Genomic DNA, 16,102 nt, shown 5'->3' with positions numbered 1-16,102 from the left:
TAGTTCCGACGGCGTTTCAAGACTGTCAACCCGCCCAGAATTGCGATCAATGCGCCAGCAAGCATCAGAGTTTGAATGAGCCTTTCCAGACCAACTGGTTTGAGCGTGTTGTAGTTGGCAAGGTTTTCATCAAATACTTTTACAAGTCCGTTGAAGCGCTCCATCGATGCAGGCATTGTTTGCAGGGCTTGAGCAGTTGCAGGAAAGTTGCTGCCGAGAAAACTCTGCAACTGATCCGGTGTCATTTTTAACTGTGTGGCTAACGCAGGCAACATTGCTGTTTGCATCTCGTTGCCCATTGCGCCGATAGTTGTGAGTGCGCCAGCTGCGTTAGTTACCAACTCTTGGGTGTAGACGGGCTTGAGATTTGCATTCAACTGGTCAGCATCGGCTGCCTTTGCGGGCAACGACAGTGCGATTGGTGCAACCAAAAGGAGAACTCCCACCACGATCGCTGCTTTAGCGCCCGCATTGGGTGAGCGCAGCATTAGAGCTCCAATGAGGAAAATTAGTAGACCTGTGCCAAACATTGCCCAAGGAACGGTGGTGGCTGGAAGATTTGTTGTGGGGATAGCGTCGGCCGATGTGAACAAGGGCCGCTGCGTATCCAAGGTATCTATCAATCCGTTGAAAGTTGGAACAACGGTTGGCAATGCGCTCATTCCCGCTGCAACAGCTGGAAAATTTTGAGAAACAAAGCCATTGAACTGCTCTGCTGTCATCTTTAACTGCTGGCTTAGAGCGGGTGCAAGTTTGGTAGTGAATTCGTTTTCTACTGCAGACAGGCCGGCTATATCTGCACGTGCGGTGTCGATTGAACTCTGTGTCAGCGCCGGACGGAAGTCGGTGATCAAATTCTCGAAGGCAGGCCCGACGGCAAATAGATTGCCGATTAGTGTGATCGTAACTAGGCCAACGCCTATTAGCATCACCAAGAATGCAGTCGCTTTATGTAAAGGACCTGAACTTACTAAAGGAGCGGGCGCTGAACTCTCTGATGTGGAAAATCTGTTTTTCATATTTAATTCTCGTTTCGCTAGTCGAACATGATTAATGAGAGACCGGTTCATGTCCTGTGCGATCGACTAATTCATGGACCGCAAGCGTGGGACTAGAGTCCCGATTTATCTAAGGCTACAACTCAGTTCTGGGGGATAGAAGAAGGTGTCAGTGTTGGATTCATCACTTACGCTCTTTTTTTATTTTGATGATATGGTGACGATTCTTGACGCAACCTAGTTGCAGATTGAATCTTTGCTTACGAAACACTTACATTATTGTGGGCATTCATATTTATCTACCTTGGGGGATACATGACATACCAAAGTTCAATTCATGAAGGTGCGCAAGGGCTGCAACCAGAGCTAGTGGAACTACGTCATAGATTGCACCAACGACCTGAAATCGGACTGCATCTACCAGAGACGCAGGCCATGGTGCTTTCGGCACTGGACGGACTCGGATTAGAGATCTCTTTAGGTAAAACATCCTCATCAGTGACTGCTGTACTGCGGGGTGCAAAGCGCGGTAAGGCTGTACTTCTTAGAGGTGATATGGACGCACTTCCAATTCATGAGGAGTCCGGTGTGGATTTCTCCAGCACTATCGATGGCGCGATGCATGCATGCGGACATGACTTGCATACGGCGATGCTTGTTGGGGCAGCTAAATTGCTTTCAGCACATCGCGATCATTTACAAGGCGATGTAGTTTTTATGTTTCAACCTGGCGAAGAGGGCCACGATGGCGCCGCCCACATGATTGCCGAGGGAGTTTTGGATGCCGCGGGGGTTCGAGTTTCATCGGCATATGGAATCCATGTCACTTCTGGATCAGTGCCGCGTAATGTCTTTACAACGAAATCGGGCACAATGATGGCTTCGGCCGATGAACTTCACGTTACAGTGCGCGGTGCAGGTGGTCATGGTTCAATGCCACACTTTGCTAAGGATCCAATTGTTGTGGCTGCGCAGATGGTCGGGGATTTACAGACACTTGTGACGAGAAATTTTGATATTTTTGATCCAATTGTTGTCACTGTTGGATACTTTCATGCAGGTACTAAAGCAAATATTATTCCGAGTGAGGCAAAATTCGAGGTAACAATTAGGGCGTTTTCACTCATTGCCCGTGAAAAGATACTTCGCGAAGCAAAGTTACTGTGCGAAAAAATTGGCGAGGCTTATGGCCTTGAAGTAGATGCAGTTGCCATGGGTCAGTATCCGGTGACGATAAATAATTCCGAGCACGCCCAGTTTGTAGCCGATACCGCCATTGACCTTTTTGGTAAAGATTCCTACGCACCAATGGAGTTTCCTATTGCTGGGGCCGAAGACTTTTCTAGAGTTTTACTTGAAGTTCCTGGAAGTTACATGTTCTTAGGAGCTTGTACTAGCGATGATTATGCAACGGCACCTAGTAACCACAGCGCCTTGGCTACTTTTGACGATAGCGTTTTGTGCAAAGGTGTGGAAATACATGCCGAACTTGCAATGAGGGCGCTTACCCGAGAAAAGTAGTTCATGATGAAAATTAAGATTCTATCTCTAGTAGTAGTAGCAATCCTGGTCGGCGGAATTGTCGGTTTCTTCGTTGGCAGAGAATTCAACCCCAGTTTTAATACTGAACAGGCTCCGCGTGCAACACCAACTCCAAGTTTGAGCACAGTGCCAACTCCAATTCAACTTCTCTGTTTTGATGCGGTTAATGGTTCGCTGCGAAGTACGAATGTTGCCTCTGGATGCTTGGAAAACGAAGAGAGCTTGGGCGAGAGTGAGTATTTAACAGCCACCGAGAATCCAACGGATCTCAATCAGTTTTTAAAAGTTCGTTTTTTGGCTGCTCAAGCTGGTGCCAAGAAGGAAGGCATTACACTCGCAATCACATCTGGATTTAGATCTTACGAACGCCAAGCTTTTCTCTTTAAATCGGCGGTGAAAAAATATGGAAGCGAAGCACTTGCATCGAGATGGGTACTCCCACCGGATATTTCCCACCATCCATTGGGCTTAGCGATAGATGTTAACTACCCCGATGATCACCTTTCAACTTTGTGGCTTGAGGAAAATGGATACGTGTATGGACTTTGTCGTCCATATGAGAACGAGTGGTGGCATTTTGAAGGTCTGACAGCGCCAGGCCAACCTTGCCCAGCAATGATTTCAGATGCATCGTCGACCTATTCTGAATAAATTCACTTAGAAAGTGCGCATTTGTCGAACCACTCCATCGATGGTAACTAATTTAACTAAAACTATCTAAGATAGTGAGCGTGCTAAGCGAACCGTTGGCGACAAAGAGGGATATCGATTATTTAACGACTGAGGCCGTTGTATTAGTGGAAAAACTGTTAGTTATCTCATCGGCTAGACGTAACCGGCGAGATGAGGCGAATCGAAAGCGCTTTGCACGGTTGCTCAAAGATCCTGCGGCAGTTCAATTAACGATGGCTCTGACCGATGAAGTGATCCGTATTAGTTCACTAAAGCAGGCGGCGCGAACACTTCGTCGAATTTCCAAGCTCGCAACTTCGAGGGGGTTAGGTTTTCTCGATTTTCTTGGAATTAAAATCGGTGGGCTTTTTTCTTTTCTCGCCCCAAACCAAGTTATGCAAATCGTGCACTGGCGAGTTCGGAGCGCGGCCGATGGAATAATTCTCCCTGCAGAATCGATCGCTCTGAGAAACCATATCAAGAAACGATCTGAGCAAGGTGTTCGGCTAAATATTAACCTCTTAGGTGAGGCCGTCTTAGGTGATAGTGAAGCCAGCGCAAGATTGAGTTCGATAATTGAATTAGTTCAGCGACCCGAGATTAACTATATTTCGGTGAAGATTTCATCGATTGTAAGTCAGCTAATTGCCATTGATCATGTGGGCTCAGTTGATCGCGCCTGTGTGCAACTACGTTTGCTTTACCGCCAAGCGCAGATGTCCGGCGTTTTCGTAAATTTAGATATGGAGGAGTTTCGGGATTTAAGAATTACGGTTGATGCATTCAAAAGGGTTTTGAGTGAGCCCGAGTTTGAATCCCTAGAGGCTGGAATTGTTTTACAGGCCTATTTGCCCGAGTCACATTCGGTTTTTGCAGAATTAGTTGCATGGGCAAAGGCGCGAAATATCAGGAGCGGCGCAAAGATAAAGATTAGGCTTGTAAAAGGTGCCAATCTCGCAATGGAAAAGGCAGAGGCCGAACTTCATGGTTGGGTATCTGCGCCATATGCAACTAAGGCCGATGTGGATGCCAGTTATGCGCGCTTAATTGATACCGCTCTGAACCCAGATGTTGCACAAGGTGTACGAATTGGAGTTGCAAGCCATAACTTATTTCATTTAGCGTGGGCGATAGAGGTTGCATCACTGCGCGGAGTCAAAACCCAATTAGATCTTGAGATGTTGGAGGGTATGGCCAACGCTGAGGCGCTAGCAATTGCCGAAAAAACCGGGGGAGTGCTTCTCTACACGCCGGTAACAAAACATGGGGATTTTCCAGCGGCCGTGGCCTATCTCGTTCGACGCTTAGATGAAAATACGTCGATTGAGAACTACCTTCGAGCCTCTTTTGATATTGAAAATGATCGGGCGCGATTTGTTGAACAAAGGAGTCGATTTCTAACATCAATTACCCAGCGGCACTCGATTTCAACCCACTCCAGGCGACATACATCAGAACCACCTAGGCCCACTGCGGCCTTTGTTCAAGGGGTTTTTCGTAATCAGAGCGATAGCGATGCCACGAAGAGCAGTTTTCGGCTGGGGTTAATTGATGCCATAAAAAAAGAGTATGAAAGTTTTGGGTTAGAGATACCTTTGGTAATAAATGGTGTTGAGATTAAATCTTCACAGATAGAAAGCGGAATTGATCCGGGTGCCGAAGGGGCACCTTGGTATCACTACAGCGTTGCAAACCCCGCCGATATCGACCTCGCAGTAAATAGTGCGCGTGCAGCTTTAACTGAATGGAGTTCATTGAGTGCAACTGCCCGAGGCGAAATTTTAGCTAAGGCGGCGACGTTGATGCAGGGCGAACGATCAACAAGCATTGCAGTTATGTCCAGAGATGCTGGAAAGGTATTTTCCGAAGCCGACCCTGAGATTAGTGAAGCGATTGATTTTGCTCGTTATTATGCATTATCTGCCCGTGAAAAAGAGTTGGGCTCGCAAGCCATTGGAGTGGTATTAGTTGTGCCTCCGTGGAATTTTCCCTATGCAATTCCTGCAGGTGGTATATGTGCAGCTCTTGCGGCGGGCAATACCGTTATTTTCAAACCGGCACCCGAGGCCGTTGCAACTGGATGGTTGCTTGTTCAGCAACTGTGGAGAGCAGGTGTGCCAAAAAGAGTTTTGCAATTTCTCCCAACTAGAGATGATGAGGTAGGCAGGGGATTAATTACCCATTCAGGGATCGATGCAACTATTCTGACTGGCGGTTTTGAAACGGCGGAGAAGTTCTATTCGTGGCGAAGCGATCTCAATCTCATGGCCGAAACTAGTGGAAAAAACTCTATTTTGATATCTGCTAGTGCAGATATCGACAGCGCAGTTAAAGATCTCGTGCACTCAGCCTTTGGACATGCGGGCCAAAAATGTAGCGCTGCCAGTGTGGCAATTGTTGAGTCAACCATTTTCAACAATCCGAATTTTATAAATCAGTTAAAGGATGCGGTAGAAAGTTTACGCGTTGGCATAGCACGAGAGTTCGCAACTTCCGTAGGTCCCATTATCCATCCACCTACGGGTGCACTCCTGCGGGCGCTAACAACTTTGGATGAGGGAGAAGAGTGGTTGATAACTCCACAGCAGTTAGATTCACAGGGTTATTTGTGGTCACCTGGAATAAAAGTTGGGGTTGTGCCAGATTCATGGAGCCATAAAAACGAGTGGTTTGGTCCAGTTTTGGCGATTATGAATGCACCAAACTTTGAGACTGCGCTGAAATGGCAAAATCAGGTTGAGTATGGTTTAACTGCTGGAATTCACTCACTCGATGTTGATGAGTGTGAGCGATGGATAGGAAAAATGGAGGCTGGAAATTTATATGTAAATCGTGGTATTACTGGGGCTGTAGTAAATCGCCAGCCCTTTGGCGGATGGAAACGTAGCAGTGTAGGCGCTACGTCAAAGGCCGGAGGCCCAAACTATTTAGATAGTCTGCGCAATTGGTCATCGATGCAATCACTAGAGAGAACTAAAGAGAGTTCAAAAAAATGGTGGGATGTGCGCGGCTCCAAAGATATCGATGAGGCAGCTTTGCAAGTGGAGAGAAATTATCAGCGATATTTACCATACTCTCAAGGGATTACAGTCTTTATCGATTCGGATACTCCAACTGATTTCATTGAGTATGTTAAATGGATCAGTGAACTTGTTGGCACACCTATCTTTTGGGCTGGCGAGGATAAGGCAATTGGTGAGTGCGGGAAAGTGCGCTGGCTCTCAAGTAAACCTGCGCCTACCGTTGAACTTTTAAAACGCGGAATATCACTTGATCGCCGGCCGATTGCCTCTCGGGGAGAGATTGAAGCGCCGCGCTGGTTGTTGGAGCAGAGCGTGTCGATCACTAATCATCGATATGGAAATGTCGGGGCTGGTCCGATACCTAGACTGTAGAAAAGAATTTTCCTTTTTAGCCTAACGAAGTGTGAAAAAAGGAGTACAGTTTTCATCAGTGAGGGGGATGGTAACCTTTTTGGCACGACGAATTATCAACTGCCAAATCCACATACTGACCTCCCTCTCACCTTAAAACTCATTCTTTCCAAATCGGGTTGATTTCTTTATCCACATCACTACCTCCTTTTTCGTACTAGTTGTCGGCGCGCTAAGTGATTCTTTCGCCTTAACTACTTAAGGAGGATAAAAATGGCTAAGTCGAAAGTAATGAGTGCAGAGCCCGATTACTCACTCAATGACGTGCTGCTTCGTGGACGAGTATCTGCCGCAGCGATTGAGAGGGAGTTGCCAAGTGGAGATAAGGTCGTGGAGTTTAGGTTGATTGTTACCCGAAACAAGGTCGAAGGTGTCGATACGCTAGATATTGGGGCGTGGAGCGCTAAGGCGCGGCGAAGTGCGTTGAGTCTGAAACCGGCTGAGTGGATAGAAGTCACGGGTAGCGTTCATCGCCGATTTTGGAAGGGTGCAACTGGTCTTGCAAGCCGTTGGCAGGTAGAGGCCATTGAGATTGAGCGAATATAGGTAGGCTTAGCGCTATGGTAAATGACATTTTTTCAACTCTTCGCACCTATCTCTCCAAGATAACTGATGGCGATAAAAAGGCAACTGAGGTTGCATCGGCGGTCAATCAATGGCTTCGCGAGGGCGGAGAAGCGCTCAAAGTAAAGATTGAGGATGAGGTCGAGCGTTCAGTCTCCAAGATGGGTTTCGTTAAACGCGGAGAGTTTGAGGCGCTTAAAGAAGAGATCGCACGTTTAAAGGTTGAGCTAAAAAATGAAGTTCCAAAAAAGGCGGCGCCTAAGAATGCGACGAAAAAGGCTTCGACTACTAAAACAGCTGCTTCCAAAAAAACTCCAGTAAAGAAAAGCGCCTCTAAGAGAGCGAGAGCGTAGATGCAACAGGAGTTACATGTAGATGGCAGCTCACTGGTAGAAGAGGTTCGCAATGAACTCGTGGAAATCGATGCAATGGCAATCAATGATCATGCAGAGCGTTATGAAGCCTTGCACTCAACTCTTGTAAAAGCGCTATCTTCGATCGATGGGCTCTAACAGGTTCATTAATCGATGAAGATACGTCTTGATGCAGAACTTGTTCGTCGTGAACTTGCACGTTCGCGGGAAAATGCATCGGATTTAATTGAATCACGTTCTGTTTTAGTCAATGGTATTCCCGCTACAAAACCGGCGACGATGGTAGATGCCGAGACATCAATAAAATTGGCGGGTAAGCGGGATGATTTCGTCTCACGTGGCGGACACAAGTTAGCGGGGGCCTTAGATGCCTTCACTGGAGTTGTTGTCGAAGGTAAGCGCGCTCTGGATGCTGGAGCATCAACTGGTGGTTTTACCGATGTTCTTCTTCGCCGAAATGTGGCGCATGTGGTGGCAGTCGATGTTGGTTATGGACAGTTGGCTTGGGAGTTACGGCAAGATCCACGTGTGACTATTTTGGATCGAACAAACATTCGTCATTTAACCGGAGATGTTGTTGGCGAGCCGATAGATTTAGTTGTTGCAGATTTGAGTTTTATCTCCTTGACATTAGTTCTTCCCGCCCTTGTCGCCGTATCTAAACCCGAAGCCGATTTCGTGGTCATGGTTAAGCCACAGTTTGAAGTTGGCCGTGAAAGATTAGGTGCTGGGGGAGTCGTGCGCGATCCAGCGTTACGCAAAGCTGCAGTCATTGATGTTGCCGATTCGGCCTATGACGTAGGTCTTGGCACGATGGCGATAGTTGCATCACCACTGCCTGGTCCTGCAGGAAATGTTGAGTACTTCCTCTGGCTGCGCCGCGGTGCACTGGCAATCGATCACGATGCGCTGGATTTAGCAATCGCCGAAGGTCCGGCTTAATGCGCAATCTCTTACTTGTATGTAACCCGACTAGGGCAAAGGCCGTTGAAGCTGCGATTAAACTTGCTGCAGATTTTAATAGTGCAGGTTTTTCTATCTTTTCAATCTCCGATATTCACATCGCCGGAACCACTCAGTGCAGTGTTGATGAATTGCCAGAGTTAGAAGTTGCAGTAGTTTTAGGTGGCGATGGAACAATGTTGCGCGCGGCGGAGGTAACTAGAAAACATCAAATTCCGCTCCTGGGCGTGAATCTTGGCCATGTTGGATTTTTAGCCGAAGTTGAAAAACTCTCACTTGATGCCGTGGTTAGCGCGATAACTGAGAAGAAATATGTAATTGATCCCCGTATGACTCTGAAATACTCAGTTGAAAGAGATGGCAAAGAAGTTACCTCAGGCTGGGCGCTCAATGAAGTCACTGTAGAGCGTCAACATGCAACGATGGTTGAACTATTTCTAGAGATCGATGACCGGCCTATCTCTCGTTGGGGTTGTGATGGTTTAATCTGTTCGACACCAACTGGCTCAACGGCATATGCATTCTCTGCCGGAGGCCCGGTAGTCTGGCCTGAAGTCGATGCTTTAGTGGTACTTCCAATTTCGGCACATGCTCTTTTTTCTCGTCCGTTAGTTATTTCTACACTTTCACAGATTGTTGTGCGTATTGATTCAGTGGGGGCACTTCTATCTGCCGATTCACTGCGAAACTTTGAATTGCTCCAAGGTGATCGGGTGCATATTTCAAAGGATTCAGAGGTTGTTCAGTTAGCTCATTTAACGAATACATCTTTTAGCGATCGTTTAGTTGCAAAGTTCAAATTACCAATACAGGGCTGGCGCGGTGAGTGATCGAACTCTTCTTGATGAGATAACGATTCGTTCTATCGGTGTCATTGATCAAGCAACGCTGGAAATATCTAAAGGATTAACGGTTTTAACCGGCGAAACTGGCGCAGGTAAAACAATGATTCTAACGGCGCTAAACCTGATTTTAGGCGGTAAGAGCGATAGCGCTTTAGTGCGAAAAGGTAGCGAGAGATTAGTGGCAAGCGGGAGGTTTTCTATCCCTGCCGATCAAATTGAAGTTTTTGAAAACTGTGGTGTTATTGTCGAAGATAGCGCGCTCATCATTACTCGTTCGGTAAACGCCGATGGGAAAAGTAAAGCAACATGCAATGGAATAACCGTGACTGCTAATACTCTCAGTTCAATGAGTGAGTTGATAATAGAAGTTCATGCTCAAGCTGCAAATATAAATATTAGTAAAACCTCAAAACAGCGCGAATTATTAGATAAATTTGCAGGCGTTGAGTTTGAAGTTACCTTCGCCGAGTACTCCAAGGTTTTGATGCAATATCACGTTTTAAAAACTAGAATTGAGGTGCTTCGAAAGAGTATTGAACACTCCGAGCAAGAACTTAAAACCTTGCGGGAATTTGTCTTAGCGCTCACCACACTCAAACTCAAACGGGGTGAGTATCCAGAGATTAATGCGGCCATTGATCGCTTATCTAACGTGGAAGAGCTTCGCATCGCCGGAGCATCTGCTTTGAGCGCCGTTGATGGGGATGAAGTTGGAGCGTTAACTTCGGTGGGAGTAGCCAGAAGGGCGCTGGAAAGCGCCCGAAGCAAGGATGCGGCACTTGAGGCAATCTATGGTCAGTTAAGCGAAGGCTTTTATCTCATTGAAGATGCAAAGGGTGCACTAGCTAGTTACTTGGACTCCTTAGAGGCCGATCCACATCAATTGGATTACTTACAGACTAGAAAAGCAGATATTCATGCGCTAATCAAGAAATTTGGTGGTGGCAATGAGATTGCAACTGAAGCCGATGCATTAATAACACGGTATGAATCCTCTGAAAATGAGATAGCTGATTTAGAGGGCGGTGATAATCGCTTAAAGGAGATGGAGACCGAGTTAGTTGGAATTAAAAAGCAACTTGTCATTGCGGCTAAATCGCTCTCTTCAGTTCGAAAATTAGCTGGTGAAAAATTGAGTTCGGCGGTCACCGTTGAAATGCAGGCTCTATCGATGCCACACGCAACTTTCTATGTAAAAATTGAGAGCGTTGATTACGCCGCCTTGAAGGAAAGTGGGTTCACTGCATTTGGCTGTGATGAGGTTTCGATGTTTATATCGGCTCACAAAGATGCACCTTTAGTCTCACTTGCAAAAGGTGCAAGTGGCGGTGAAATGTCACGCGTCATGTTGGCTTTGGAAGTTGTCATCGCGGCAACGCATCCAGTAGGTACATACATATTTGATGAAGTCGATGCGGGCGTTGGGGGTAAAGCGGCAATTGAAGTAGGACGTCGCCTTCATTCACTTTCTCGGCACGCCCAAGTTGTTGTTGTCACGCATCTGCCTCAAGTGGCTGCGTGGGCAGACACGCACTTCGTAGTTACTAAGGATTCACATGGCTCTGTGGGTCAAAGTGATGTTCGAAGAGTTGATGGTGCAGATCGCATTGAGGAGCTTGCGCGGATGCTAGCGGGCTTGGAAAACTCAGTGAGCGCGCGTGAACACGCCGCCGAACTATTATCGTTGAAGATGGAATAGAGGCAGTTAAAAAAGTGATAGGTTGAACTCCCATGGGCCAGCAACATGTGACGAAACACCTCTTTGTATCCGGCGGAGTCGCCTCATCTCTTGGAAAAGGTCTTACCGCCTCATCTCTTGGACGCTTGTTAGTAGCCCGAGGTCTTCGCGTAACGATGCAGAAGCTGGATCCATATTTAAATGTCGATCCTGGAACGATGAATCCCTTTCAACATGGTGAGGTTTTTGTCACCGATGATGGCGCAGAAACTGATTTAGATATCGGGCATTATGAACGCTTTTTAGATACTAATCTGCATGGTTCGGCAAATGTCACAACGGGCCAAGTGTATTCGCGCGTTATAGCCCGAGAGCGTCGCGGTGAGTATTTGGGTGAAACCGTTCAAGTTATTCCACACATTACAAATGAGATTAAAGAGCGGATCCGTGCAATGGCCGCACCTGATATTGATATCGTGATTACTGAAATAGGTGGAACTGTTGGAGATATTGAATCTCAACCTTTCTTAGAGGCGGCTCGGCAGATTCGCCAAGAGGTGGGTCGTGACAATGTTTTCTATCTGCACGTCTCATTGGTTCCATATATTGGTCCATCGGGTGAGTTGAAAACTAAGCCGACACAACACTCAGTTGTTGCTTTGCGAAGTATTGGTATTGCACCAGATGCCATAGTGCTTCGCTCTGATCGGGCTATTCCACTGTCGGTAAAAAAGAAGATCTCTCTGATGTGTGACGTTGATTCAGCTGCCGTTGTTGCCGCCGTTGATGCCCCATCAATTTATGACATCCCGAAAGTACTTCACGCTGAAGGTTTAGATGCCTATGTTGTTAAGCGTTTAGGTTTGGAGTGCCATGAAGTGGTGTGGGGTGATTGGGATGATTTACTTGAAAAAGTACATCACCCTAAACATCATGTCCGAATTGGTTTAGTCGGTAAGTATATAGATCTACCCGATGCCTATCTTTCGGTGTCAGAGGCTTTGCGTGCAGGTGGCTTTGCTAATGAAGCAAAGATTGAAATTGTATGGATTGCAAGTGATGAGTGCGAGAGCGCTGAAGGTGCGGCAAAGAATTTAAGTAGCGTTGATGCTATATGTGTTCCAGGTGGCTTTGGCATCCGGGGTATCGAAGGAAAAGTAGGCGCGCTCAAATATGCACGCGAGAATAGAATTCCGACTTTGGGTCTATGTCTTGGTTTGCAGTGTATGGTCATTGAAGCTGCACGTAACTTAGCTGGAATCACTGATGCTAATTCAGCGGAGTTTTCAGATTCCGGGACTCCAGTAATTGCAACGATGGCGAATCAAAGAGATATCGTTGCGGGAAATCAAGATATGGGTGGAACTATGCGCTTAGGTCTCTACAGGGCAGATCTAGTTGCGGGCTCCATGGTGGCCACTATTTACGGAGCCGATGAAATCTCTGAGCGCCATCGCCATCGCTATGAAGTCAACAATAAGTTCCGTGATCAGATATCGGCAGCGGGTCTCATCTTTTCTGGCTTTTATAAGGAGCTTGATTTAGTGGAGTTTGTAGAACTTCCTAAAGAGGTGCATCCTTACTACATAGGTACGCAAGCTCATCCAGAGCTTCGATCCCGTCCAACTCGACCTCATCCGCTCTTTGTTGGATTGATTGCAGCGGCGGTAGCGGCGAAAGGTTAATTCATATGATTGTTGGAGTACCGAAAGAGATCAAAGTTCACGAATCTCGTGTTGCAATTACTCCCGAGGGTGTGAGTGAGTTTGTGTCCGCAGGTCATTCGGTAATTATCGAAGATGGAGCAGGTGTGGGCTCTGCCATTCTCAATCAGGATTTCATAGCAGCCGGTGCAAAAATTGTGAGCGATAGTGATGGCGTGTGGAGTTCTGCTGATTTAATTCTCAAGGTGAAAGAGCCGATTGAGGCTGAGTATCTGAAAATGCATCAAGACCAAACTCTCTTTACCTATCTCCACTTGGCGGCATCTCGCCCGTGCACTGAAGCATTAATTGCTAGCAAGATAACGGCCATTGCATATGAGACCGTTGAAGTAAATGGCACACTTCCATTGCTTTCACCTATGAGTGAGGTCGCTGGACGATTAGCTACTCAAGTGGGAGCAAGCACTTTGCAACGGCCTAACGGCGGCCGCGGAGTTCTACTAGGTGGTGTGCCCGGAGTATCACCTGCACATGTTGTTGTGATTGGCGGCGGAACGGCCGGTTTGAATGCTGCCGTTATGGCAGTTGGGCTTGGCGCAGATGTCACGATTTTAGATCGCTCCATTTCTCGTTTGCAGTACATTGATTCTGCTTACAATGGAAGAATTAAAACGCTCATGTCTTCACTACATGCAATTGAACGTGAAGTACGGACCGCTGATTTAGTGATCGGCGCCGTTCTTATCCACGGCGCAAGAGCACCAAAATTAATTTCTAACGCATTAGTTAAAACCATGAAGCAGGGTTCAGTTTTAGTCGATATTGCAATTGATCAGGGTGGATGTTTTGAAGATAGTCGTCCGACAACACATGCAGATCCAACATTCTCAGTTCATGGATCGGTTTTCTACTGCGTTGCAAATATGCCAGGGGCAGTCCCAGTAACTTCCACCTACGCTCTCACCAATGCAACGTTGCCATATGCCTTATCCATCGCTAAATATGGCTGGAAAACCGCATGTGAAAAAGATTCCAATCTTGCAAGGGGATTAAATGTTCATAATGGTCAGATTTACTACGAGGCTGTAGCCCAGGCTCATGGGTATGAATACATTAAATTTTGATGCACTAGCGCAGTCATTTCTCAATCACGTTTCGATTGAGCGAGGATTAGCCGTTAACTCAGTAGCGGCATATCGCCGTGATTTAAGTAAACTCTCGGACTTCTTAAGTTCAAGCGATGTCGAAGATATAGATTCGATGAAGATCACCGAGTTTATAGTGGATTTGAAAAACGCCAAACTCGCCGCGGCAAGTATCAATCGCATTGAATCAACGCTTCGCAGCTTTTTTAAATATCTGCAGTTGGAGCATGGTTTTGCCGACCCGACGCTGGAGATTGAAAGTAGTAAAGCGACAAGAAGGCTTCCAAAGGCACTCAGCGTTGAGGATATTATTAAATTAATCGATGCAGCCTTGCATGAAGGTCAGCCAATCACTCTGCGCGATCAAACAATGGTCGAACTTCTCTATAGCAGCGGTGCACGAGTAAGTGAACTCATTGGAATCAATGTGGGTGATATCTCTTTGGTAGAAAGTGCAGAGGGCGAAATCACTACGCTCAAACTCCGTGGAAAAGGAGGAAAAGAGAGAGTTGTTCCTTTAGGTGCTTTTGCAACTAAAGCCATCGATGAATACAAAACACGTATTCGTCCAGAGCTTGCATCAAAGAGTTCAAAAGTTAACTCAGCGCTATTTCTCAACTCACGTGGAGGACGCATTACTAGGCAATCGGCATGGAATATTGTATTAAAAGCGGCAGAGTCGGCGGGAATTACCCAAAGAGTTACGCCCCATGTCTTTAGACACTCATACGCCACGCATCTCTTAGATGGAGGTGCAGATATCCGAGTAGTTCAAGAACTGCTAGGTCATGCATCGGTGACTACAACGCAGATTTATACGTTGATTACGATCGATAGAGTGCGCGAGAGTTATGCGATGGCGCACCCTCGCGCATAAGTAATGTATTTATAGACCTCGAAGTCTGCGAGCTAAAATACTCTGATCACCTTTTGCTTCAAGATCGGCGATAATGACCGCAATGGATTCGCGAACTATTCTTCCGCGATCTGCAGCTAAACCTAAATCTCCCCGCAACAGTAAACGTGCTTGATCTAAATCAAAGAGCTCATCGGGAGATAGATAGACGGTAATTTTTTCATCATGGCGTTCGCGACCTGAAGGGGAGCGATCAACGGTTGTTACTCGCCGTCTGGCTATTGAGCGGACGCCTTTATTTACCGAAGGCGCTTTTGGAGTAGCGATAGTGGGTGGCACAAGTGGTGCGCCGACCTCACTAGATGTAGGTACTGATGTTAAAGCAGGGGTTGTTGAGCGAAATAGCTCATCGGCACCTGGAAGATTTGCTCTGCGGGTCATCGTGCGCCTCCTCGGAAGATTAGTTCACGTGCTAGTCGTCGATACGATGCCGCGCCATCAGATGATGAGGCATATGTAGTAATCGGTTCGCCGACGACCGTTGTTTCTGGAAATCGAATCGTCTTTGCAATGATTGTTTCAAAGACATCGGCAGGGAACTGCTCAAGAATTCTTTCTAAAACCTGTCGATTATGCGAAGTTTTTTTGTCATACATTGTTGCGAGAATTCCGATGAGAGTTAGATTTGGATTGAGAAAAGTCTTAACTTTATCGAGATTTCCTTTGAGTTCAATAAATCCATGAAGGGCAAAGTACTCGCATTGAAGTGGCACGATGACTTCATCGGCTGCAACGAGTGCGTTGATAGTCAACTGGCCCATTGTTGGCTGGCAGTCGATTAAAATAACATCGTAGTAATCGCGCAGCGATGTTAAGGCGCGTTTTAAATACTGCTGTCCACCGATTTCAGCGCCGAGTGTTGTTTCGGCAGTTCCAAGATCGCGGTTAGCAGGTAAGAAATCCAAACCAGCGACTGAGGATTTCAAAATAATCGTATCTATTGCCGCTGTAGGGGTCATAAGGGCGTAGTACACGGTCTGCTCTAGTGGAAGAGAGTGTGCATTAACACCGAGACCAAGAGATAAGCCGCCCTGTGGGTCAAAATCAACGAGCAGCACTCGTCGACCAAACTCAGCCAAAGCCGCTCCTAGATTGATGGTTGTCGTTGTCTTTCCAACACCACCTTTTTGATTAAAGACAGCTATAACTTTCGCGCCTCCATGATCGCTAATCGCGGTTGGAATGGGAAAGTTCAGGGCTTTTTTACCTAGAAGCGTTGAGGTAGTGGAGATCTCTTCTCGAATTGTCGATTTAGCGCTCAAACGTCAAACCTCTTTCTTGATATTTGAGGGAGCCTACGCCTTACA

15 protein-coding genes are annotated in these 16,102 nt (G+C 46.7%); 12 read left to right on the top strand and 3 right to left on the bottom strand.

Features of this window, described 5'->3' with window-relative positions; genetic code table 11:
- Positions 1-1,019, bottom strand: a 1,019-nt coding sequence (locus Q8K48_06755) for a hypothetical protein (GenBank protein MDP1852096.1), incomplete at its 3' end; no start/stop codon positions are given.
- 294 nt (positions 1,020-1,313) lie between these two features.
- Between Q8K48_06755 and Q8K48_06750 the strand changes: the two genes are divergently transcribed.
- The 12 genes from Q8K48_06750 (at position 1,314) to Q8K48_06695 (ending at position 14,756) form a co-directional block, all read left to right on the top strand.
- Positions 1,314-2,519: a M20 family metallopeptidase gene (locus tag Q8K48_06750; GenBank protein MDP1852095.1), complete on the top strand. Its 1,206-nt coding sequence runs from the start codon at positions 1,314-1,316 to the stop codon at positions 2,517-2,519.
- 6 nt (positions 2,520-2,525) lie between these two features.
- Complete coding sequence (locus Q8K48_06745; GenBank protein ID MDP1852094.1) at positions 2,526-3,191, top strand: D-alanyl-D-alanine carboxypeptidase family protein; 666 nt, start codon at positions 2,526-2,528, stop codon at positions 3,189-3,191.
- Positions 3,192-3,271: 80 nt separating this feature from the next.
- Positions 3,272-6,607 (top strand): bifunctional proline dehydrogenase/L-glutamate gamma-semialdehyde dehydrogenase, encoded by a 3,336-nt coding sequence (locus tag Q8K48_06740; GenBank protein ID MDP1852093.1) that lies wholly within the window; start codon positions 3,272-3,274, stop codon positions 6,605-6,607.
- A 252-nt stretch (positions 6,608-6,859) separates the two neighbouring features.
- A complete protein-coding gene (locus Q8K48_06735) occupies positions 6,860-7,192 on the top strand; it encodes a single-stranded DNA-binding protein (protein MDP1852092.1) in 333 nt (110 codons plus the stop codon).
- Positions 7,193-7,206: 14 nt separating this feature from the next.
- A complete protein-coding gene (locus tag Q8K48_06730; protein MDP1852091.1) occupies positions 7,207-7,563 on the top strand; it encodes a hypothetical protein in 357 nt (118 codons plus the stop codon).
- Positions 7,564-7,722, top strand: coding sequence for a hypothetical protein (locus Q8K48_06725; GenBank protein ID MDP1852090.1), 159 nt, complete (start codon positions 7,564-7,566; stop codon positions 7,720-7,722).
- Positions 7,723-7,737: 15 nt separating this feature from the next.
- Entirely contained in the window at positions 7,738-8,526 is a 789-nt protein-coding gene (locus Q8K48_06720) for a TlyA family RNA methyltransferase (protein ID MDP1852089.1), read from the top strand.
- Positions 8,526-9,377, top strand: coding sequence for an NAD kinase (locus Q8K48_06715; protein MDP1852088.1), 852 nt, complete (start codon positions 8,526-8,528; stop codon positions 9,375-9,377). The genes Q8K48_06720 and Q8K48_06715 overlap by 1 nt, the downstream gene beginning before the upstream one ends.
- Positions 9,370-11,091, top strand: a complete 1,722-nt coding sequence (gene recN, locus Q8K48_06710) for a DNA repair protein RecN (GenBank protein ID MDP1852087.1) — start codon at positions 9,370-9,372, stop codon at positions 11,089-11,091. Before Q8K48_06715 ends, recN begins: the two co-directional genes overlap by 8 nt.
- Positions 11,092-11,123: 32 nt before the next feature.
- Positions 11,124-12,755: a CTP synthase gene (locus Q8K48_06705; protein MDP1852086.1), complete on the top strand. Its 1,632-nt coding sequence runs from the start codon at positions 11,124-11,126 to the stop codon at positions 12,753-12,755.
- Between the two features lie 5 nt (positions 12,756-12,760).
- Entirely contained in the window at positions 12,761-13,858 is a 1,098-nt protein-coding gene (gene ald, locus Q8K48_06700; GenBank protein MDP1852085.1) for an alanine dehydrogenase, read from the top strand.
- On the top strand, positions 13,839-14,756 hold the full coding sequence (locus tag Q8K48_06695) for a site-specific tyrosine recombinase XerD (protein MDP1852084.1): 918 nt from the start codon (positions 13,839-13,841) through the stop codon (positions 14,754-14,756). The genes ald and Q8K48_06695 overlap by 20 nt, the downstream gene beginning before the upstream one ends.
- A gap of 9 nt (positions 14,757-14,765) precedes the next feature.
- Here the strand turns inward: Q8K48_06695 and Q8K48_06690 are convergent, their stop codons facing one another.
- Both Q8K48_06690 and Q8K48_06685 read right to left on the bottom strand, forming a co-directional pair.
- The gene (locus Q8K48_06690; protein MDP1852083.1) at positions 14,766-15,176 is read right to left on the bottom strand and encodes a cobyrinic acid a,c-diamide synthase; all 411 of its coding nucleotides are present in this window, start codon (positions 15,174-15,176) and stop codon (positions 14,766-14,768) included.
- On the bottom strand, positions 15,173-16,057 hold the full coding sequence (locus tag Q8K48_06685) for a ParA family protein (protein ID MDP1852082.1): 885 nt from the start codon (positions 16,055-16,057) through the stop codon (positions 15,173-15,175). Before Q8K48_06685 ends, Q8K48_06690 begins: the two co-directional genes overlap by 4 nt.
- Positions 16,058-16,102 lie beyond the last annotated feature (45 nt).

The organism is Candidatus Planktophila sp., from assembly GCA_030681675.1.
GTDB lineage: Bacteria > Actinomycetota > Actinomycetes > Nanopelagicales > Nanopelagicaceae > Planktophila.
The sequence above is the reverse complement of the archived record's forward strand: the minus strand, read 5'-3'. Positions and strand labels throughout refer to the sequence as shown.

What these genes read in the sequence shown, in the direction of transcription:
- Q8K48_06750 (MDP1852095.1), top strand. Translation starts at nt 1,314, where the DNA reads ATGACATACCAAAGTTCAATTCATGAAGGTGCGCAAGGGCTGCAACCA.
- Q8K48_06745 (MDP1852094.1), top strand. Translation starts at nt 2,526, where the DNA reads ATGAAAATTAAGATTCTATCTCTAGTAGTAGTAGCAATCCTGGTCGGC.
- Q8K48_06735 (MDP1852092.1), top strand. Translation starts at nt 6,860, where the DNA reads ATGGCTAAGTCGAAAGTAATGAGTGCAGAGCCCGATTACTCACTCAAT.
- Q8K48_06730 (MDP1852091.1), top strand. Translation starts at nt 7,207, where the DNA reads ATGGTAAATGACATTTTTTCAACTCTTCGCACCTATCTCTCCAAGATA.
- Q8K48_06725 (MDP1852090.1), top strand. Translation starts at nt 7,564, where the DNA reads ATGCAACAGGAGTTACATGTAGATGGCAGCTCACTGGTAGAAGAGGTT.
- Q8K48_06720 (MDP1852089.1), top strand. Translation starts at nt 7,738, where the DNA reads ATGAAGATACGTCTTGATGCAGAACTTGTTCGTCGTGAACTTGCACGT.
- Q8K48_06715 (MDP1852088.1), top strand. Translation starts at nt 8,526, where the DNA reads ATGCGCAATCTCTTACTTGTATGTAACCCGACTAGGGCAAAGGCCGTT.
- Q8K48_06705 (MDP1852086.1), top strand. Translation starts at nt 11,124, where the DNA reads ATGGGCCAGCAACATGTGACGAAACACCTCTTTGTATCCGGCGGAGTC.
- ald (MDP1852085.1), top strand. Translation starts at nt 12,761, where the DNA reads ATGATTGTTGGAGTACCGAAAGAGATCAAAGTTCACGAATCTCGTGTT.
- Q8K48_06695 (MDP1852084.1), top strand. Translation starts at nt 13,839, where the DNA reads ATGAATACATTAAATTTTGATGCACTAGCGCAGTCATTTCTCAATCAC.
- Q8K48_06690 (MDP1852083.1), bottom strand. Translation starts at nt 15,176, where the DNA reads ATGACCCGCAGAGCAAATCTTCCAGGTGCCGATGAGCTATTTCGCTCA.